Consider the following 19,682-nt stretch of genomic DNA (forward strand, 5'->3'; position numbering starts at 1 on the left):
GACACCGCGGCGCGCATCCGTAAGGGCCCGGCACCCAAGAATCTGGTTGTGCCGCCCTATGAATTCAACAGCGACACCGTCGTGACGATCGGCTGAGGAGCGAGATAAGATGAGCTTTCCCTGGGCCAAACCCTATGAGCCGACGCATCCGCTGATGAAGTGGATGGACGAGAAGCTGCCGATTCCGCGCCTCGTCTATAACGCCACGGGCCCCGGCTATCCGGTGCCGCGTAACCTCAACTATTTCTGGAACTTCGGCGTCCTCGCCGGCGCCGCACTGATGATCCAGATCATCACCGGTATCGTTCTGGCGATGCACTATGCCGCCAATGCGGGCGTCGCGTTCAACTCGGTCGAGCATATCATGCGCGACGTGAATGCCGGCTGGTTCATCCGCTACGCGCATATGAACGGCGCGAGCATGTTCTTCATCGTCGTCTATCTGCACATCTTCCGCGGCCTCTATTACGGTTCGTACAAGGCGCCGCGCGAAATGGTGTGGCTGCTCGGCGTCGTGATCTTCCTCCTGATGATGGCGACCGCCTTCATGGGCTATGTGCTGCCGTGGGGCCAGATGAGCTTCTGGGGCGCGCAGGTGATCACCGGTTTCTTCTCGGCGATACCGATCGTCGGCGAGCCGGTGCGCGAATGGCTGCTCGGCGGCTTCGTCCCCGACAATGCCACGCTCAACCGCTTCTTCTCGCTGCACTATCTGCTGCCGTTCGTGATCCTGGGTGTCATCATCCTGCACATCTGGGCGCTGCACATCCCGGGTTCGTCGAACCCCACGGGCATCGAGGTGAAGGATGAACAGGACACCGTGCCGTTCCACCCCTATTACACCGCGAAGGACGGCTTCGGGGTCGGCGTCTTCCTGCTGATCTTCGTCGCGCTGACCTTCTTCAGCCCGAACGCGCTCGGCCACGCCGACAATTATATCCCGGCGAACTCGCTTTCGACCCCGGCGCACATCGTTCCCGAATGGTACTTCCTGCCTTTCTACGCGATCCTGAAGGCTTTCACCTTCAACTTCCTGTGGATCGACGCGAAGCTTTGGGGCGTCATCGCGATGTTCGGCTCGATCGCGCTGCTGTTTTTCCTGCCCTGGCTCGACAGCTCGCCGATCAAGTCGTCGAACTATCGTCCGCTGTACCGCATCTTCTTCTGGATCCTCGTCGTTGACGTGCTCCTCCTCGGCTGGTGCGGCATGCAGCCGGCGGAACAGCCGTGGGTGATCCTCAGCCAGCTGGGCGCGATCTATTATTTCGCTCACTTCCTGGTGATCCTGCCGATCGTGTCGCGGATCGAACGCCCGCTTCCGATGCCGAATTCGATCACCGAAGCGGTCCTTGCCAAACACGCCACCGACCCCTCGTCGGCTTCGGCAACGGCCTGAGCGCCGGACTTTAACAGGAGCTGATACAGCCATGGTTCGCCCGCTCGGATTTCTCGTCGGCCTCGGTTTCATTACCGCGCTGGTGCTCGCGATTCTCACGACGCCGCTCAGCAATGAAGAGAATGTCGCTCACTCGTTCCACAAGCACCCCCGGCATCTGAAGCTGGCCAGCGACGGCATTGTCCTGCCGCATTGGGACAAGGCCCAGCTGCAGCGCGGGATGCAGGTGTACAAGGAAGTCTGCTCGGCCTGCCACAGCCTGCACCTTGTCGCCTTCCGCGACATTGCGGACCTCGGCTACACCGAAGGCCAGATCAAGACCTTCGCCAAGGGCTTCCAGGTGCCGTCGGTCAACCCCGACACGGGCGAGCCGGCCACGCGCGATGGCCTGCCGTCGGATTATTTCCCGTCGCCCTATGCGAACGAGGTCGCTGCGCGCGCCGCGAACAACAACGCGCTGCCGCCCGACCTTTCGCTGATCACCAAGGCGCGCGAAGGCGGCAAGGATTACATCTATTCGCTGCTGACCGGGTTCCAGAATCCGCCGGCGAACCTGCCTGCCGAACTGAAGCCGGGCACGGGGCTGCACTACAACCCCTATTTCGCGAACCTCAACCTCGCGATGGCGCCGCCGCTGGCTCCGAACCAGGTCACCTATGCCGATGGCACCAAGGCGACCGTCGACCAGATGGCGAAGGACGTGACCGCGTTCCTCGTCTGGACCGCCGAACCGAAGCTGATCAAGCGTGTCCAGGTCGGCTATGCGGTGTTCTTCTTCCTGCTGATCTTCACCGTGCTGACTTATCTGTCGTACCGGAACATCTGGGCCGACAAGAAGCATTGAGGGAAAAGGGAAGGGCGGTTGTAGAGATATGATCGCCCTTCCGCCCCGACCGGACCTCGACCTCGCGTCGCTCGTCCGCACCATCCCGGACTTTCCGAAGCCGGGCATCCAGTTCCGCGATATCACGACGCTGATCGGCGACGCTGCCGGTTTTGCCGAAAGCGTCCGTCGGCTGAGCGCGCGCGCCGCCGTCCACCGCCCCGACTTCATCGTCGCGGTCGAGGCGCGCGGCTTTTTGTTCGGCGCCGCGATGGCGACTGCGATGGGACTGGGCGTCGTTCCCGTGCGCAAGGCGGGCAAGCTGCCCGGCGTCACCATCGGCGTTGACTATGAACTCGAATATGGCGTCGACCGGCTCGAACTGCACGAAGGCGCGGTGCTGCCGGGACACCGCGTCGTGCTCGTCGACGATCTGCTCGCAACCGGCGGTACGATCCTTGCGACCGCGGCGTTGATGCGGAGTGTCGGGGCCGAGGTTGCGGCTGCCCTATTCGTGATCGACCTGCCCGATCTGGGCGGATCGCAGCGGCTCGAGGCCGCGGGCCTTGCCTGCGAGACGCTGATCGCCTTCGACGGCGACTAGCGGAGCGAAGGGCGTGGACCCGCTCGCCGTCCTCGAGGATTTGCTGCGCAGCGACGCGCCTCGGCTGGAAGCGCTGGGAGCGGTAGCCGCGCTCGATCTTCCTGACTGCTGGATCGGCGCGGGTTTTGTGCGCAACGCGGTGTGGGACCACCTCCATGGCCGTCCGCCCGCCTTTCCGGCGACCGATGTCGATGTGATCTGGTTCGCCCCCGAACGAGCGGATGAAGAAGTCGATCGCAATATCGAACAGAAGCTCTCGGCCCTTTTCCCCGAACACGCCTGGTCGGTGAAAAATCAGGCGCGTATGCATCGGCGAAACGGCGACGCGCCTTACGGATCGGTGGCAGACGCGATGTGCCACTGGCCCGAAACGGCGACGGCGGTCGCCGCACGCCTTGACAACGGAAGGGTCGAGATCAGCGCGCCGCTGGGTCTCGACGATCTTTTTGCGCTGCGGCTACGCCCCACTCCGGCTTTCGCCGACGAGAAATGGCCTGTTTTTCAGCAGCGCCTCTTGTCGAAGCGATGGAACGAACACTATCCCCGGCTCGTGGTTCTGCGCCGATAATCGCTCCGCGCCGCGCCAAAGAAAAAGCCCGCGCCGAAGCGCGGGCTATCGCCCCCGTGGCAAACGGGTTGTTCCTAGAAGGGGAGCCAGTTCTGCTTTTTGCTGAACTTCATATAGCCGACGTTCGCGCCGAGACGGGCGCCGACGCCGACACGGATCGGGATCAGCACGACGTCGCCGCGGCGCAGATAGCTGGCGTTGAAGCCGCCGACCAGATAGGCGGCGCCTTCACCCGCCGGAAAGCGCTTGTAGAGATCTTCGCTGTCGAAGAGATTATAGACGAGAACGAAGGTGTTACCGGCGTTGGCGCCCGCATCGAAGCCGACCGACGGACCAGTCCAGTAAGCGGGCAATTCACCCTCGATCTTGTGATGAAGCGTTCCCGAACCGTAACGAAGGCCGAGAACGAGTGCGCCGCCGGCTTCGCGTCCGACGATGTAGCCATTGGGTTCGCCCTGCTTTTTCAGGATATCCTCGATCAGCCCCGCAAGGCCCTGGGCGCCTTTGCCGAAAATGCCTTCGGCGGCACCGATGAGGTCGTCCTTCTTGTAAGTCGAGCCATCGTCGGGGGCCACGGTGGTTGCGGTCGCATCGGCACCGATCGTGTTGCCGTCAATCGGGGTTTCGCTCGTCTGCTGGTCACCGGTCGCGAGATCGCTGTCGTATGACGGCTCGTCATAGGTATTGCCCGTGGCCGGGGGCGGCGCGGGATTGTCGATGTCGGAATCGATCGTCGTGTTGCTGGGATCGATTTCGCGCATCTGCGCCGCCGCAGGGAGCGGCGCCAGCGCGAGGCCGAGCGATGCCATCGCTGCCAAGGCAAGGCTGGTGAACGTTTTCCGCATATCTGACCCCCAAAAATCGAACGGCATAAAAGCGCCAAAACCTGCGTTAATCATGACTCGCTTTGAACAGCGGGCAATGAACGGGCGATGACCCGAGTCGATTTTACGCCGGACCGAATCGATTTGGCGGTGAAGCGTGCGCGATGACATGAAAAAATGGCAATGTTTGACGTTGCGGCGCGCGAAGGGCGTGGCTATAGCGACCCGCCTAGGCCAGCCTGTCGTTAGCGCGACAGACCATGCGGAGACGTGGGTGAGTGGCTGAAACCAACGGTTTGCTAAACCGTCGTACTGGTAAATCCGGTACCGAGGGTTCGAATCCCTCCGTCTCCGCCACTTCATCTTCCCCGTCCTCTTCCGGCACTGCCGGGATCGGGGTCAACGTCGCTGCTGCTCGGTCATGAGCGCCCATTCGGCAAGAGGGCCCTGCTGCTTGATCGGTTTCAGGCAGACGACCGTCGAAAGTCGGTGAACGCCCGGAAGTTTCGACAGGTCGTGGCGAAGCAGTTCGTCGAGATGGTCCACCGACCGCGCGAACACTTTCAGCATATAGTCGCTGTCACCCGCAGTCGTGTGGCATTCGACGACGGCGGGGTGCGCGACCACCGCGGCCTCGAACTCGGTGTGCGCGTCGAGGCTGATGCGTACCTCGACAAAGCTTTGAACCGCGAGCCCGAGGGTGGCTGGATCGAGGCGCGCGGCATAGCCACGAATGACCCCCGACTCTTCGAGGCTGCGGACGCGCGACCAGCAGGGCGATTTCGACAGGCCGATGGTTTCGCCAAGTTCGGCGAAGGACTGGCGCCCTTCCTGTTCGAGCGCGGCAACGATTTTCCAGTCGAGTCTGTCCATGTTTCTTTCCTCGATCGCCGGGTTCAGCCGAAGTCGGGCTGCAGGTCGGGATGCGCAGCGGCAAAGGCGGGAAGGGAGCGCGCGGCGTCGGCTGCGGCCAAGATGCGCGGGAAGGCGCCAAGGTCCACATTGTACCGTTCGGCATTGTAGACTTGCGGAACGAGATAGCAGTCGGCGAGCGTCGGGGTGTCGCCAAAGGCATGGACGCCGCCGTCGCGCGCGATCAGTTGCTCGAGGGCGCCGAAACCTTCGCCGATCCAGTGCGCGATCCAGTCTTTCACCTGCGGATTGCTGGCGTCGAACTGGTCGCGCAGCCGCGTGAGGATTCTGAGATTGTTGAGCGGATGGATGTCGCACCCGATCAGCGCCCCAATCGTGCGAACCTTTGCCGCCGCATCGGGTGTATCGGGGAGAAGTGGTGGCTCGGGCCATTTTGCCTCGATCCATTCGAGTATCGCGGGGCTCTCGATCAATATCTGCCCTTCGTGTTCGAGTGCGGGTACGAGCCCGTGCGGCGCGATCGCGAGATAGGCCGGATCGCGCTGCTCCCCCGCGCGCAGATCATGCCCGACCTGCCGGTAGCCGATACCCTTGAGGTTCAGCGCGATGCGGACGCGATAGGCGGCGCTGGAGCGCCAGTAACCGTGCAGGACCATTTCGCTCATACTGCATCCTTTGTCCGAGGGATCGCGGCGCGGACCCGTACGTCCTTATGCATCCGCGACGGGGCAAGCGCCACCAATCATATAGGGATCGTTCCGCCTTGATTCGCAATCCATGATCATTGTGAAGGAGTTTGTGCGATTGCGAAGAACATCGTTCTACATGACAACAAATGTGCGGAACATATCCGGATTTCGCGGGATGGATCAGAGCCAATTGCGGACAATGTTCGCCGCGATGGGAATTATTCTCCGCGAAAGTCAGGGGAGACGATTTGGCCGCGACACATATCTTCGACGCGCCGCCCGAAGGCGCGGCGTCCGACTGGACCATATCGCAGAACTGGCGGGGTTTCACGCCCGCGCAGCATGCGACCTGGCGTACGCTGCTTGACCAGCAGTCCGCCGCGCTCGCGGGCTATGCGTGCGAAGATTTCCTGCGCGGACTCGACATGCTGCGCTCGGTTGGACCGGGCATCCCCGACTTCGCAGGACTGAACCGGCATCTGAAACCCGCGACGGGGTGGGAAATCGTCGCGGTCCCGGGCTGGATTCCCAACGAACCCTTTTTCGACCATCTCGCGAACCGCCGTTTTCCCGCCGCCAACTTCCTTCGCCCGCCCGAACAGATCGGCTACAGCGAAGAGCCCGATATGTTCCACGATATTTTCGGTCATGTCCCGATGCTGGCCAATCCGGCTTTCGGCGAGTTTCTGGTCGCTTACGGTCAGGCCGGGCTGCGTGCCGAGAAACTCGGCGCTTCCGACTTCCTCGGACGGCTCTGGCTTTATACGACCGAGTTCGGACTGGTGGTCGAGAATGGGGAGTTGCGTGCCTTTGGCGGGGGGATTCTTTCCAGCTATGCGGAAACGATCCGCTCGCTGACGTCGCATGATCCCCGGCGCATCTGGCTCGATATCGATCGGGTGATGCGGACCAGATATCATTTCGACGAATTCCAGCGCATCTATTTCGTGGTCGAAGGCTTCGGAGAATTGCTTCGCGCAACTGAAGAAGCCGACTTTTCGCGAATTTATAAAAAGATTGCAGGCGAAGCGACGCTGGACCCCGAAGATGATTTCCCGGGCGACCTCGCCTATGAAGGTCCCCTGCAACCGGTCCGGCCGGGACCGGCCTTCATGCAGCAGGAGGCGCCGCGATGATCAGGCAAAGCCGCGACGGCGAAACCGATATCTTCGAGACCGAGATCGATGGCGAGACGATCCAGTGGGACAATGGGTTGACCTATGCCCGCCATCTTCAGACGCAGCAGCTCTTGTCGGCGCAGGTGCCGGTATCGGACAAGCCCGACGAGATGCTGTTCATCATCATGCATCAGACGATGGAGCTGTGGATCAAGCTGGTGCTGCACGAGGCGCGGCTGGTGGTTGAGGCAATCAAGGCCGACCGGCTGGAAATTGCAGGCAAGGGGCTCGACCGCATTGCGACGATCCAGCGCCACATGATCCACAGCTGGGAAGTACTCGCGACGCTGACCCCGCACGACTTCCTGACCTTTCGCGGCTTCCTGCGCCGCGCGTCGGGTTTCCAGTCGCAGCAATATCGCGAACTCGAATATCTGCTCGGTAACAAGCGCGAAGATATGATGATCGTCCACAAGGGCGATACGGAGGCCACGGCACGGCTGCGCGCGGCGTTCGAGGCGCCGTCGCTCTACGACGAACTGCTGAAGCTGCTCGCGCGGCGCGGCTTCGACATTCCCGCCGATCATCTGGAACGCGACTGGACCAACCCCTATGAGGCCTCGGAGGCGGTCGAGAAGGCGTGGCTCGCGATCTACACCGACCCCGACCGGCACTGGGACCTCTACACGCTCGCCGAGAAGATCACCGCGCTCGAATATTATTTCCAGGAATGGCGCTTCAAGCACATGAAGACCGTCGCTCGGGTCATCGGCCACAAGCCGGGGACGGGCGGCTCGTCGGGGGTCAATTATCTCGTCAAGGCGCTCAGCCTCAGCTTCTTCCCCGAACTCTGGTCGATGCGGACCGAGATGGTCGCGCCGCGCGAAGGTGGAGATTATGGGGGCGGCGATTATGCCGAAGGGATGGGGACATGAGCCGGATCCGGGACATTTCGCAGCCGCTCCACGCTGCGGTGCCGGTATGGCCGGGCGAGCCGCCGTTCGCGCTCCACAGCCATGCGGTGATCGGCGACGGCTGCCCGGTCAATGTCGGCGGCATGTTCACGCCGCTGCATGCGGGCACGCACGGCGATGCCCCGCTGCATTATGCCAATGACGGCGCTTCGTCGGCCGATTGCGACCTCGATGCCTATATCGGCCCTTGCGTGCTGCTCGACGTGCGGCACGCGCGCGGGCGGGTCGAGATCGGCGATATGGACTGGGATGCGGTTGAGGGCGCCGAACGCGTACTGCTGCGGACCTATGAGCATTTCCCGCACAAGCAATGGGACAGCGATTTCACCGCGATCGCGAGCGAGGTGATCGCGCGGCTCGGTAAAATGGGCGTGCGGCTGATTGGCACCGATGCCGCATCGCTCGACCCTGAACAGTCGAAGACGCTCGACGCGCATCACGCGGTGAAGGCGGCCGACATGCGGATACTGGAGGGGCTGGTGCTCGATGACGTGCCGCCCGGCCGGTACGAACTTGTCGCATTGCCGCTGCGCATCGTGGGCGCCGACGCCAGTCCGGTTCGCGCCATCTTGAGGGACATTGCATGACCGATACGATGTTCGCCGCCGATGTGTCGGCGCTCGACGCCGCCGATCCGCTCGCGCCTTTCCGCGATCGTTTTCACCTGCGCGAAGGCCTCATCTATCTCGACGGCAATTCGCTCGGTGCGCTGCCCAAGGCGACGGGCGAACGGCTGGGAGAAGTTGTCGCCGGCGAATGGGGCGAGGGGCTGATCACCTCGTGGCTCGGCGCCGGATGGTCGACCGCGCCGCGGCGCATCGGTGACAAGATCGGGCGGCTGATCGGCGCGAAGCCGGGCGAGATTGTCGCGACCGATTCGACGTCGGTCAATATCTTCAAGGCGTTGACGGCGGCTCTGTCATTGCGACGTGAACGGACGGTCATCCTGTCGGAGGCGACGAATTTCCCGACCGACGTCTATATGATGCAGGGCATCGAGGCCTTTTCGGGCGGCCGCCTCAAGGCGATAACCGTTGCGCCTGACGATGTCGTCGGCGCGCTGAATGAAGACGTCGCCGTTCTGTTGCTGACGCAGGTCCACTACAAGTCGGGCCGTGTCCGCGACATGGCTGCGGTCACACGCGCCGCGCACGAAGCCGGCGCGCTCGTCGTCTGGGATCTCAGCCACAGCGCGGGCGCGATTCCGGTCGACCTCGACGGCGCCAATGCCGATTTCGCGATCGGCTGCGGGTACAAGTTTCTCAACGGCGGCCCCGGGGCGCCCGCGTATCTGTTCGCGGCGGCGCGCCACCATGCAGCAACGCCGGTGCTGTCGGGCTGGTTCGGCCACGCACGGCCCTTCGATTTCGAAGAGGATTATGATCCCGCCGCCGGGATCGAGCGTTTCCAGTGCGGGACGCCGCCGGTGCTCGGACTCGCAGCGCTCGAAGTCGGTGTCGACCTGATGCTCGAAGCCGACATGGCCGAAATCCGCCTCAAGTCGCTCGCGCTCGGCGACCTGTTCATCGAACAGATGCGGCCTTTGTGCGACGCCTATGGCTTCGAACTGGTGAGCACGCAGGAACACGCCGAGCGGGGTAGCCAGATCGCCTACGCACACCCGCACGGCTATCAGATCGTCCAGGCGCTCAAGGAATTTGACGTCATCGCCGATTTCCGCGCGCCCGATATTTTACGCTTCGGGCTGACGCCGCTTTACCTGCGCTATCGCGACATCGTTGAAACGGTCGAGCGGCTCGAAAAGGTCTGCGCGACGCGCGCGTGGGACAAGGCGCAATATCATCAGCGGGCAGCAGTGACATGAGCGACGTGTCGGCACCCTTCCTGCCCAAATCGCGTGTCGCCGCGGTGCAGGCCGCGCCGGTCTTTCTCGACACCGCGCGCACCGTCGACAAGGCGTGCGCGCTGATCGCCGAGGCGGCCGGAAATGGCGCGCAGCTCGTCGCCTTCCCCGAAGTGTTCGTGTCCGCCTATCCCTACTGGAACTGGCTGATGACCCCGATCGAAGGCGCCGAATGGCACGAGCGCCTCTATCGAGCGTCGATCCGCGTCGACGGCCCGGAAGTCGCGGCGCTCTGCGCCGCCGCGCGCGACCATGGCTGCACCGTCGTCATTGGCATCAACGAGCGCGATCCGGTGAGCGTCGGCACGCTCTACAACACCAACCTGATCATCGATGCCCACGGCAGCCTGCTTGGGCGGCACCGCAAGCTGGTGCCGACCTGGGCCGAGAAGCTCACATGGGCGGGCGGCGACGGCAGTTCGATCCGCGTCTACGATACGCCCGTGGGGCCGCTCGGGACGCTGGCGTGCGGCGAGAATACCAATACGCTCGCGCGCTTTGCGCTGCTCTCGCAGGGCGAGCTGGTCCACGTGGCCAATTATATCGCGCTGCCCGTTGCGCCCGCTTCCTACAATATGGCGGAGGCGATCAGGATCCGCGCGACCGCGCACAGCTTCGAGGGCAAGATCTTCACGATCGTCGCCTGCTCGGCTGTGGGCGAGGAGATCATCGCGGCGATGTCGGCGGACCGCCCGCAGAACCGCGACCTGCTGTCGCGGTCCAACAGCGCCTTTTCGGGGGTAATCGACCCGCACGGAAACTTGGTCGGCGAGGCACTGATCGACGACGAGGGCATCGTCTATGCCGACATCGATCTTGGCAACTGCATCCGCCCCAAGCTGATGCACGACATCATCGGCGGCTATAACCGCTTCGACATCTTCAACCTGACGGTCGACCGGACTCCCCGGGCGTCGGCCCTTTTCATCGACGCGCCGGAGCCTGTCGATCCCGATGAGGAGACGTCATGATGGCTGGCAACAGCACGATCATCGATCCGCGAGACGATGTGCTCGGCCGCGCGCGCGTAACCGACACGCCCGAGCTCGAAGCCTTTTATCAAGAGCTTGCGGCGCGTAATGCAGGTGCGTTCTGGAAGCGTGCGAATGCGATCGAGCCGTGGGAGCCCGAGACGCGCTATCGCCCGACGCTGTGGCGCTATGCCGAAATGCGCGGCATGTGCCTGCGCGCGCTCGACCTGGTGAAGCCCGAGGAAGCGGGGCGCCGCGTCGTGACGTTGCTCAACGACAGCGATGCGGGGCGTGAAAATGTCGCGGTGTGCGGCTGGCTGTTCAGCGGGATGCAGGCGATGCGCCCCGGCGAAATCACCCCCGCGCACAAGCATACTGCCTCGGCGCACCGCTTCATCATGGAGGGGAAGGGCGCCTATACCGTCGTCGACGGGCACCACATCACGCTTGGCGCCAACGACTATGTGCTGACCCCGAACGGCGCTTGGCACGACCATGGCGTCGTGGCCGGGGGAGAGGTGTCGATCTGGCAGGACGGGCTCGACATCCCGCTGATGAACAGCCTCGAGACCAATTTCTACGCGGTCTACGACCAGCCCGCGCAGACGGCCGCCTTTCCCGCTGACGACCTGCCGCTGAGCTATGGCGGCGCCGCGCTGCGGCCCGAGGGTGTGGCGGCGTGGGAGAAACCTTACTCGCCGGTAATGGTCTATCGTTGGGAAGCAACGCGCGACGCGCTGCGGAACCTCGCGAAAGTGTCAGAGGGCACGCCGTTCGACGGGCATATGGTCCGCTATTCGAATCCGCTGACCGGCGGCTGGGCGCTCCAGACGATGGGCGCGCATATGCAGATGCTGAAGCCCGGCTTCCGCGGCAAGGCGCACCGTCACACCGGCAATGTCGTCTATAATGTCGCGGGCGGGCGCGGCTATTCGATCATCGGCGGCGAGCGCTTCGACTGGGGCACGCATGACATTTTCTGCGTGCCCGCGTGGATGTGGCACGAGCATGTCAATCTCGACGCCTCCGAGGAAGCCTTCCTCTTCTCGTTTAACGATTTCCCCGTGATGGAGGCGCTCGGCGTCCGGATCGAAGAACCCTATTCAGAAAATGGCGGCAACCAGCCCGCCTGAGCAGACAGGACAGATTATGCGTTTCGTGACTTATCGCACCGCCGAGACCGAACCGCGGCTCGGCCTTCTCCACGACGGGCTCGTGATCGACGTCGAATATTTCGGCGATGCGATCGGGCAGGATCTGCCGTCGACGATGCTCGATTTTATTGACCTTGGTCCGATCGCGCTCCGCTTCCTGACGGAAGCCGTGGCAGCGGCGACTACCGCCGACCTGCTCGGCACTTCGCTGCCCGCGGGCAATGTCATCTTGCTCGCGCCAATCCCGCGCCCGCGCAAGAATATCTTCGGAATCGGCCTCAACTATACCGAGCATGTCGCTGAATCGGCGCGTTCGCTCGACACATCGAACGAACTGCCGCAGCAGCCGGTGATCTTCTCGAAACCGCCGACCGCGGTTGTCGCGTGGAACGATCCGATCCGTCACAATGCGAAGGTGACGCAGCAGCTCGACTGGGAAACCGAGCTGGCGGTGATTATCGGTAGCACCGCGCGCCGTGTCGCCGAGGGTGACGCGCTAAACCACGTGTTCGGCTATACCGTGATCAATGACGTGTCAGCGCGCGACTGCCGCCGGGCCGGGCAGTGGATCGTCTCGAAAGGGCAGGACAGCTTCGCGCCGATGGGGCCGTGCATCGTTACGCCCGACGAAATCGGCGATCCGCACAACCTCAATATCCTCACCCATGTGAACGGCGTCGAGAAGCAGAACAGCAATACGCGCTTCATGCTGTTCAATGTGCCGCAACTGATCGCCGACATTTCGAGCGTGATGACGCTCGAGCCCGGCGACATTATCGCGACGGGCACGCCCGCGGGGGTCGGCGCCGGCCGTACGCCGCAGGAGTTCATGTGGCCGGGCGACGTCGTCGAATGCACCGTCGAGGGCATCGGTACGCTGCGCAACCCGATCATCGCGGTCTGAGGCGATGACACGACCCATCCGCATCGGGCAGATCGTGCCCAGCTCGAACGTCACGATGGAGACCGAGATCCCCGCGCTGCTCCGTGCGCGCGAGGTGATCGCGCCGGAACGCTTTACCTTCCACTCGTCGCGGATGCGGATGAAGAAGGTCACGAAGGAAGAGCTTGCGGCGATGGACGCCGACTCCGATCGCTGCGCGCTCGAACTGTCCGACGCCGCGGTCGATGTGCTCGGCTATGCCTGCCTCGTCGCGATCATGAGCATGGGCGAGGGCTATCACCGCGTGTCCGAGGCGCGGCTGCATCAGCGTACGGTCGAAAACGGCCGTGCCGCTCCGATCGTCACCAGCGCCGGGGCGCTGATCGAGGGGCTGGCGGCGCTGAAGGCCAGGCGCATCGCGCTGGTCGCACCGTATATGAAACCGCTGACGCAGATGGTCGTGTCCTACATCCAGGATGAAGGCATCGAGGTAAGCGACTGGCTCGCACTCGAAATCCCCGACAATCTGGAGGTCGCTGCGCAGGATCCCGCCAATCTGCTCGACCATTACAGGCGGCTCGACCTGACCGGCATCGACGCGCTCGTGCTGTCGGCTTGCGTCCAGATGCCGTCGCTGCCGTCGGTGCAGAAGGTCGAGGACGCAATCGGCTTGCCCGTCGTCTCGGCCGCCATCTGCACTGCACACCAGATGCTGACGCGCCTCGGGCTGTTGACGGAAGTTCCCGGCGCCGGGGCATTGCTGTCCGGGCGTTTCTAGACGCCCGGCTTCAGCAGGTCGTGCGAAGTTCCGGCATCGTATCCGCCGGTATCAACGCCAGACCCGCATCCGCTGCGAATTCCTGCACGATCTCGGCGAGGATCGACGCGGCGAGCGCTGCCGGGTCACGCGTTGATGGAACGAGGCCGACCGGAGATCGCAGCGACTGGAGGTGATCGCTCGGTACGCCAGCGGTTTTCAGCATGGCTTGGCGCGCCACGTGCGAATGCTTGCTGCCAAGCGCGCCGATATAGAATTTCGGCAGGTCCAGCGCCCACGGGATCAGCGCTTCCTCCCAGTCGCGGTCATGGAACAGGAAGACGAACGCCGTCCACGGGTCCGAGCGGAGTTCGGGGCGTGCAGTCCGAAAGGCGAGGATGTCCGCGGCGATTCCCCGGGCGTTGAGCGCGCGGACATCCCTTTCATATGGTGAAAAGACCAGCGTCTCGGCGCCGAATGCGTGCGCGAGCTGCGCCGTTGCGGTCAGTTCCTCGCCTTGGCCGATGGCAATGATCCGCAGTCGCGGGGTATAGGCCACGATGAAATCATCGCCTTGCCAGCCCGTCGGCCTGTCGGCCTCGCGCGCCCGGACCCTGGCGCCGGACAGCGCGAGCGCGGCGGGCCTGCGCTCGTCGAGCAGCGCTATCGACTGGGCGATAGCGATCGGATCAGGCTGCGGGGTGAACAACAGGTCGATGCCGCCGCCGCACGGCAGGCGGATGTCGAGATAGGGCGAACCAGCCCCGAAACGGACGAGCCGCGCGGTTCCGCTGCCCAGCGCCTCCAGCGCTTCGGCAACCACCGCCGCCTCGATGCAGCCGCCGGAGAAAGAACCCGCAAAGTCGCCATTCGCGGCGACCGCCATCTGGGCGCCGAGCGCGCGCGGCGAGGAACCTTCGATGCCGGTCAGTGTGACGAGAACACACGCTTGGCCGTCGTCGGCATACGTGCGGAGGAAAAGCAAAATATCGAGGGGCGATGTTGCCAGACCGCTCATTTTGTCCGACCTGCGTACCGGCGGGGCATGGGCCCCGCTGAAGGATTTGCAATGATCGAAGCCGCCGAGGTTGCTGCCATATTGCTCGCCGCCGGACGGTCCGAGCGCTTCGGCAGCGACAAGCTGCTTGCCCCGCTGGCGGGCGAGCCCGTTGCGCTCCACGCGGCGAAGCGCCTCGCGGGACTCGATACCCGCTGGCGGGTTGCGATATGCCGCGAGGCGAGCCCACTGGCCGAGCAGTTTGCAGCGCTCGGCTTCGACGTGCTGATCAACCCCCATCCGGCGCAGGGGCTGTCGTCGTCGCTCGCGCTCGGCATCGCATATGCCGAGGCGAACGGCGCGCGTGCGGCACTCGTCGCGCTGGGTGACATGCCCTTCGTCGGTCCGGCGCATCTTTCTGCCCTGCTCGCCGCGTTCGACGCCGGGAAAGCGCCCGTCGTCGCGTCGGCAAAGGGGGACACAGCGATGCCGCCGGCGCTGTTCGCGCGCGCATATTTCGGTCGCCTGCGCGAAGGCGAGGGTGACCGTGGCGGCCGGGTGCTGCTTGCGGGGGCGACTCTCGTCGCGGCGGATCCGGACGAACTGGCCGATATCGACCGGCCAGAGGATATGCGCTGAGACAAGATCATCGTCACGCGACGTCCGGCAGCTTGTCCAGCAGCTTGTCGAGCGTGACCGGATAGTTGCGCACGCGGATACCCGTCGCATGATGGACGGCGTTGGCGACCGCGGCCGCGACGCCGCAAATCCCGAGTTCGCCGACGCCCTTGGCCTTCATCGGCGAGCTGGTCGGATCGACCTCGTCGAGGAATACGACCTCCTGATGCGGAATGTCGGCGTGGACGGGTACCTCATATCCGGCAAGGTCGTGATTCACGAAAAAGCCGAATCTCTTGTCGACGGCAAGTTCCTCCATCAACGCCGCGCCGGCGCCCATCGTCATCGCACCGATGACCTGGCTCCGCGCCGCCTTGGGATTGAGAATCCGGCCCGCCGCGCAGACAGCGAGCATGCGGCGGACGCGGATTTCGCCGGTGATCGCATCGACCCCCACTTCGGCGAAATGCGCGCCGAAGGTCGACTGCTGGAACTTCTGCGCAAGGTCGCCATATTCCATGAAATCCTCGGCGACGATTTCCCCGTCGGCCGCCGCCTTGGCGAGAGCGACGCTTTTGCCGCCCGACCGTACCTTGCCCTTCTCGAATACCGCGTCGGCCGGATCGAGGCCCAGCTTTTCCGCGACCGCGGTGCGCAGCTTGACGCACGCCGCATATACGCCTGCGGTCGAGCTGTTCGCGCCCCACTGGCCGCCCGATCCAGCCGAGACGGGGAAGCGCGAATCGCCTAGCCGGACGTCGACCTGATCGAGCGGGATCCCGAGCATTTCGGCGGCAGTCTGCGCGATGATCGTGTAGCTGCCGGTGCCGATATCGGTCATGTCAGTCTCGACGACGACCATGCCGTGGCGGTCGAGCCGCACGCGCGCGGCCGACTTTTCGGCGAGATTGTTGCGGAACGCCGCCGCCACGCCCATCCCGACCAGCCAGCGGCCATCGCGGGTGACGCCGGGCTCGGGATTACGGTCCTCCCAGCCGAAGAGCTCTGAACCGAACTGCAGGCATTCGTTGAGGCGGCGCTGCGAGAAGGGCCGCTCGGGTTTCTCGGGATCGACCTGCGTATCGTTGAGAATACGGAAAGCGACGGGGTCCATGCCTAGCCTTTCGGCCATCTCGTCGATTGCGATTTCGAGCGCCATCAGGCCGGGTGCCTCGCCAGGTGCGCGCATCGCATTGCCCTCGGGAAGGTCGAGCACCGCAAGCCGCATCGCGGTCATCCGGTGCGGCGCGGCGTAAAGGAGCCGCGTCTGCGCAACGGCGGTTTCGGGGCCGCCGCCCTTGAGGTCGCCTGACCAGCTTTCATGCCCGATCGCGGTCAGCTTTCCGTCGGTCGTTGCGCCGAGCCGGATGCGCTGGATGGTGGCGGGCCGGTGCGTGGTGTTGTTGGTCATCAACGGCCGCGGCAGTGCCACCTTGACCGGGCGTCCGGCGGCCTTGGCACCGAGCGCAGCGAGCACCGCATCGGAGCGAATGAACAATTTCCCGCCGAAACCGCCGCCGATATAGGGCGAGACCAGCCGGACATTCTCCTTGGGGATGCCCAGCGTCTTGGCCATGTCGCCGACCGACCAAGCGATCATCTGGTTCGACGTCCACAGGGTCAGCTTGTCGCCGTCCCAGCTCGCGATCGATGCGTGCGGTTCCATCATCGCGTGGCTGTGGTCGGGGGTTGTGTAGCGCGCGTCGAGCTTGACCGGTGCGCTCGCGAACGCCGAATCGAAGTCACCGAAACGCGTGTCGGATTCGGTGCCGAAGGCTGGCGGCGGTTTGACCGCACCATCCATCGCCTTCGCGAGATCGTAACTGCCCTTGGCGCGGGTATATTGGACCCGGACAAGCGCCGCGGCTGCGCGGGCCTGCTCGAAGCTTTCGGCCACGACGAGCGCGACGGCCTGATGATAATGCTGGATATCGGGGCCGCCGAGCAGGCGCGCGGTGTTGAAATCGCCCTTGCCGAGCTTGCCCGCGCTCGCGGCGGTCACGATCGCGAGAACACCGGGTGCCGCCCGCGCTGCGCGCAGGTCCATCGAGGATATCCGGCCCTTGGCAATCGCCGAACCGACCACATAGCCATAGGCTTGGTTCGGGACGACATCATGCCGTTCATAGGCATAGGGCGCGGTGCCGCTGGTTTTGAGCGGACCGTCGATGCGGTTGGTGGGCTTGCCGACGACCTTCAGGCGGTCGATCGGATTGTCGGTGGCGGGCGTGTCGAACTTCATGGGCTCAACCCTTCGCTTGCATCAGCACCCCGGCGAGCGTCCGCTCGACCAGAGGCAGCTTGTAGGCATTTTCATGGCTCGTCTTCGCGCCTGCGAGGAGCGCCGCGGTCGCTGCCTTGGCGCCCCGCGGCAATTCGGCGTCGGCTGCCTTCACGCGCCATGGCTTGTATCCGACCCCGCCGAGCGCGACGCGTCCGCTGCCGTCGGGCTGGACCACCGCGCCGACCGAGATCAGCGCGAAGGCATAGGACGCGCGGTCGCGGACCTTGTGATAGATGTGGATCCCGCCGACCGGCTTTGGCAGCGTCACCGCGGTGATCAGTTCGCCGGGCGCCAGCGTCGTTTCCAGATGCGGGGTGGTTCCGGGCGCGCGATAGAAATCGGCGAGTGCGATGCTGCGCGTCTTGCCCGCGGCGTCGACGGTTTCGACAGCCGCGTCGAGCGCCTGCATCGCGACCGCCATGTCGCTGGGATGCGTGGCGATGCACGCCTCGCTCGCGCCGACCACGGCGTGCAGCCGGCTGAAGCCGCCGATCGCCGCGCAGCCGCTGCCGGCCTTCCGCTTGTTGCACGGCTGGTTGGTGTCATAGAAATAGGGGCAGCGGGTGCGCTGGAGCAAATTGCCCGCAGTCGTTGCCTTGTTGCGGAGCTGGCCCGACGCGCCGGCGACGAGCGCACGCGACAACAGACCATAGTCGCGCCGCACGCGCGCATCGGACGCGAGATCGGTGTTGCGCACCATCGCGCCGATCCTGAGCCCGCCGTCCCCGGTCGCCTCGATCCTGTCGAAGCCGAGCCGGCTGACGTCGATCAGATGCGCCGGCGTCTCGATCTCGAGCTTCATCAGGTCGAGCAAATTGGTGCCGCCCGCGATGAAGCGCGCCCCGGCGTTGCGCGCGAAGGCGGCGGTTGCCGCGGCGGGCGTATCGACACGCTCGTAGGTAAAGCTCTTCATGCCTTCACTCCCGCGACGTCGGTGATCGCATCGATGATGTTCGAATAGGCGCCGCAGCGGCATATATTGCCGCTCATCCGTTCGCGCAGTTCGCGCGTCGTGACCTTGGGTGCGTCGGTGAGGTTCGCCGTGACATGGCTCGGGATGCCCGCGTTGATTTCATCGAGCACCGCGACGGCCGAGCAAATCTGGCCGGGCGTGCAATAGCCGCACTGATAGCCGTCGTGCGTCACGAAGGCTTCCTGCATCGGGTGGAGCTTGCCCGGCAGTCCGAGCCCTTCGATCGTGGTGATCCTGTCGCCGTCATGCTGGACGGCGAGCGAAAGGCAGCTATTGATCCGGCGTCCGTCGACGATGACGGTGCAGGCGCCGCACTGCCCGTGGTCGCAGCCCTTTTTGGTTCCCGTCAGGCGAAGATGTTCGCGCAGCGCGTCGAGCAGCGTGGTGCGCGTATCGAGCTCGAGTTGGTGCGCCGTGCCATTGACCTCGAAAGACACGCGCGCGGTGGGCGGGCGGCGGACGGGCTTTGCCGGCGCCACTTCGGCCTCGGGGTTGGCGGCTACGGTCGCGGCGGCGGCCGAGACAGCGCCGCCCGCGAGCAGCCCGCGCCGTGAAATGGAATAATCGTCCGGTATCGACATGCCAGTCCCCATCATCTTTTGCGCCCGCCGGACAACGGTGTCCGCAAGGCTTTGGCAATGGAATGCAGAACGGGACGATGCGTTGCCGTCCCGGGTCATTTCGGGTTATCTTCAGTTCCTAACACACAGATCCCGCCCGCCGCAATTCCCGGTGCATGACGTAGAAAATGGTACGCAAAAACCACTATCAACTCTTCGAAACGGTGGCGGGCATCGCCGCCATCGGCTGGAACGGCTCCGGCATCGCCAGCCTGCGCTTGCCTGCGCCGACGGCGCGCGAGGCCGAGCGCGCCATCTTGCGCGGACTCGCTGACGCGGCGCATGCCGAACCGCCGCCCGAAGTGCGGTCGATCATCGACAGGGCCGTACGTTATTTCGCGGGAGAGTGCGTCGACTTTGCGAAGGTGCCGGTCGATCTCGGTCCGCAGGACCCATTCTTCGCGCGCGTGTATGATGAAGTGCGCAAGCTCGGCTGGGGCGAGACCACGACCTATGGCGCGATTGCCCAAACGCTCGGCGCAGGTCCCGAATTTGCGCGCGATGTTGGGCAGGCGATGGCGAGAAATCCTGTTCCGCTGATCATTCCCTGTCACCGCGTCACGGCTGCGGGCGGCAAGATCGGCGGCTTCTCCGCGCCCGGCGGCTCGCTATCGAAAGCACGGATGCTGGAGCTTGAAGGCGTGACGAGCGTGGCGGCTCCACCGGCTCAGCAGGGATTCGATTTCTAGGCG

21 protein-coding genes, 1 tRNA gene and 1 pseudogene are annotated in these 19,682 nt (G+C 64.4%); 16 read left to right on the plus strand and 7 right to left on the minus strand.

Annotated elements, in window-relative coordinates:
• The 5 genes and pseudogenes from VN047_RS11500 to VN047_RS11520 all read left to right on the plus strand — a co-directional run.
• A pseudogene (locus VN047_RS11500) lies at nucleotides 1–96 on the plus strand (ubiquinol-cytochrome c reductase iron-sulfur subunit); the annotation flags it as partial.
• Between the two features lie 13 nt (nucleotides 97–109).
• Complete coding sequence (locus VN047_RS11505; protein ID WP_325542785.1) at nucleotides 110–1,396, plus strand: cytochrome b/b6; 1,287 nt, start codon at nucleotides 110–112, stop codon at nucleotides 1,394–1,396.
• Between the two features lie 31 nt (nucleotides 1,397–1,427).
• Nucleotides 1,428–2,240: a cytochrome c1 gene (locus VN047_RS11510; RefSeq protein WP_325542787.1), complete on the plus strand. Its 813-nt coding sequence runs from the start codon at nucleotides 1,428–1,430 to the stop codon at nucleotides 2,238–2,240.
• Nucleotides 2,241–2,268: 28 nt separating this feature from the next.
• Complete coding sequence (locus VN047_RS11515) at nucleotides 2,269–2,823, plus strand: adenine phosphoribosyltransferase (protein ID WP_325542789.1); 555 nt, start codon at nucleotides 2,269–2,271, stop codon at nucleotides 2,821–2,823.
• 13 nt (nucleotides 2,824–2,836) lie between these two features.
• The gene (locus VN047_RS11520; RefSeq protein ID WP_325542791.1) at nucleotides 2,837–3,391 is read left to right on the plus strand and encodes a nucleotidyltransferase family protein; all 555 of its coding nucleotides are present in this window, start codon (nucleotides 2,837–2,839) and stop codon (nucleotides 3,389–3,391) included.
• A 74-nt stretch (nucleotides 3,392–3,465) separates the two neighbouring features.
• Here VN047_RS11520 and VN047_RS11525 read toward each other — a convergent pair whose 3' ends face one another.
• On the minus strand, nucleotides 3,466–4,236 hold the full coding sequence (locus VN047_RS11525; protein ID WP_325542793.1) for a DUF1134 domain-containing protein: 771 nt from the start codon (nucleotides 4,234–4,236) through the stop codon (nucleotides 3,466–3,468).
• A gap of 243 nt (nucleotides 4,237–4,479) precedes the next feature.
• Here VN047_RS11525 and VN047_RS11530 point away from each other — a divergent pair.
• Nucleotides 4,480–4,572 (plus strand) — tRNA-Ser (locus tag VN047_RS11530).
• Nucleotides 4,573–4,614: 42 nt separating this feature from the next.
• Here the strand turns inward: VN047_RS11530 and VN047_RS11535 are convergent.
• A complete protein-coding gene (locus VN047_RS11535) occupies nucleotides 4,615–5,088 on the minus strand; it encodes an Lrp/AsnC family transcriptional regulator (protein ID WP_325542795.1) in 474 nt (157 codons plus the stop codon).
• Between the two features lie 23 nt (nucleotides 5,089–5,111).
• Nucleotides 5,112–5,753 (minus strand): maleylacetoacetate isomerase, encoded by a 642-nt coding sequence (gene maiA, locus VN047_RS11540; RefSeq protein ID WP_325542797.1) that lies wholly within the window; start codon nucleotides 5,751–5,753, stop codon nucleotides 5,112–5,114.
• Between the two features lie 272 nt (nucleotides 5,754–6,025).
• Here maiA and phhA point away from each other — a divergent pair, with 272 nt between their 5' ends.
• The 8 genes from phhA to VN047_RS11580 are packed head-to-tail and all read left to right on the plus strand — an operon-like array spanning nucleotide 6,026 to nucleotide 13,519.
• Nucleotides 6,026–6,913: a phenylalanine 4-monooxygenase gene (phhA, locus tag VN047_RS11545; RefSeq protein WP_325542799.1), complete on the plus strand. Its 888-nt coding sequence runs from the start codon at nucleotides 6,026–6,028 to the stop codon at nucleotides 6,911–6,913.
• Entirely contained in the window at nucleotides 6,910–7,830 is a 921-nt protein-coding gene (locus tag VN047_RS11550; RefSeq protein ID WP_325542801.1) for a tryptophan 2,3-dioxygenase, read from the plus strand. The genes phhA and VN047_RS11550 overlap by 4 nt, the downstream gene beginning before the upstream one ends.
• Nucleotides 7,827–8,456, plus strand: a complete 630-nt coding sequence (gene kynB / locus VN047_RS11555) for an arylformamidase (protein WP_325542803.1) — start codon at nucleotides 7,827–7,829, stop codon at nucleotides 8,454–8,456. Before VN047_RS11550 ends, kynB begins: the two co-directional genes overlap by 4 nt.
• Nucleotides 8,453–9,694, plus strand: coding sequence for a kynureninase (kynU, locus tag VN047_RS11560; protein WP_325542805.1), 1,242 nt, complete (start codon nucleotides 8,453–8,455; stop codon nucleotides 9,692–9,694). Before kynB ends, kynU begins: the two co-directional genes overlap by 4 nt.
• Nucleotides 9,691–10,704: a carbon-nitrogen hydrolase family protein gene (locus VN047_RS11565; RefSeq protein WP_325542807.1), complete on the plus strand. Its 1,014-nt coding sequence runs from the start codon at nucleotides 9,691–9,693 to the stop codon at nucleotides 10,702–10,704. Before kynU ends, VN047_RS11565 begins: the two co-directional genes overlap by 4 nt.
• Nucleotides 10,701–11,837 (plus strand): cupin domain-containing protein, encoded by a 1,137-nt coding sequence (locus VN047_RS11570; RefSeq protein ID WP_325542809.1) that lies wholly within the window; start codon nucleotides 10,701–10,703, stop codon nucleotides 11,835–11,837. The genes VN047_RS11565 and VN047_RS11570 overlap by 4 nt, the downstream gene beginning before the upstream one ends.
• A gap of 16 nt (nucleotides 11,838–11,853) precedes the next feature.
• Nucleotides 11,854–12,762 (plus strand): fumarylacetoacetate hydrolase family protein, encoded by a 909-nt coding sequence (locus VN047_RS11575; protein WP_325542811.1) that lies wholly within the window; start codon nucleotides 11,854–11,856, stop codon nucleotides 12,760–12,762.
• 4 nt (nucleotides 12,763–12,766) lie between these two features.
• Complete coding sequence (locus VN047_RS11580; protein WP_325542812.1) at nucleotides 12,767–13,519, plus strand: Asp/Glu racemase; 753 nt, start codon at nucleotides 12,767–12,769, stop codon at nucleotides 13,517–13,519.
• A 10-nt stretch (nucleotides 13,520–13,529) separates the two neighbouring features.
• On the opposite strand, the gene VN047_RS11585 is transcribed toward VN047_RS11580, so the two are convergent.
• Complete coding sequence (locus VN047_RS11585; protein ID WP_325542814.1) at nucleotides 13,530–14,516, minus strand: XdhC family protein; 987 nt, start codon at nucleotides 14,514–14,516, stop codon at nucleotides 13,530–13,532.
• 51 nt (nucleotides 14,517–14,567) lie between these two features.
• On the opposite strand from VN047_RS11585, the gene VN047_RS11590 reads away from it, so the two are divergent.
• The gene (locus VN047_RS11590) at nucleotides 14,568–15,134 is read left to right on the plus strand and encodes a nucleotidyltransferase family protein (protein ID WP_325542815.1); all 567 of its coding nucleotides are present in this window, start codon (nucleotides 14,568–14,570) and stop codon (nucleotides 15,132–15,134) included.
• Nucleotides 15,135–15,147: 13 nt separating this feature from the next.
• Here VN047_RS11590 and paoC read toward each other — a convergent pair whose 3' ends face one another.
• The 3 genes from paoC to paoA are packed head-to-tail and all read right to left on the minus strand — an operon-like array spanning nucleotide 15,148 to nucleotide 18,951.
• A complete protein-coding gene (paoC, locus tag VN047_RS11595; RefSeq protein WP_325542817.1) occupies nucleotides 15,148–17,355 on the minus strand; it encodes an aldehyde oxidoreductase molybdenum-binding subunit PaoC in 2,208 nt (735 codons plus the stop codon).
• A 4-nt stretch (nucleotides 17,356–17,359) separates the two neighbouring features.
• Nucleotides 17,360–18,310: a xanthine dehydrogenase family protein subunit M gene (locus VN047_RS11600; RefSeq protein WP_325542818.1), complete on the minus strand. Its 951-nt coding sequence runs from the start codon at nucleotides 18,308–18,310 to the stop codon at nucleotides 17,360–17,362.
• On the minus strand, nucleotides 18,307–18,951 hold the full coding sequence (gene paoA / locus VN047_RS11605) for an aldehyde dehydrogenase iron-sulfur subunit PaoA (protein WP_325542820.1): 645 nt from the start codon (nucleotides 18,949–18,951) through the stop codon (nucleotides 18,307–18,309). The genes VN047_RS11600 and paoA overlap by 4 nt, the downstream gene beginning before the upstream one ends.
• Nucleotides 18,952–19,118: 167 nt before the next feature.
• Between paoA and VN047_RS11610 the strand changes: the two genes are divergently transcribed.
• Nucleotides 19,119–19,679, plus strand: a complete 561-nt coding sequence (locus tag VN047_RS11610; protein ID WP_325542822.1) for a methylated-DNA--[protein]-cysteine S-methyltransferase — start codon at nucleotides 19,119–19,121, stop codon at nucleotides 19,677–19,679.
• The last annotated feature ends 3 nt before the right edge of the window (nucleotides 19,680–19,682 follow it).

This window comes from Sphingopyxis sp. (genome assembly GCF_035565275.1).
In the GTDB taxonomy this organism is placed as follows: domain Bacteria; phylum Pseudomonadota; class Alphaproteobacteria; order Sphingomonadales; family Sphingomonadaceae; genus Sphingopyxis.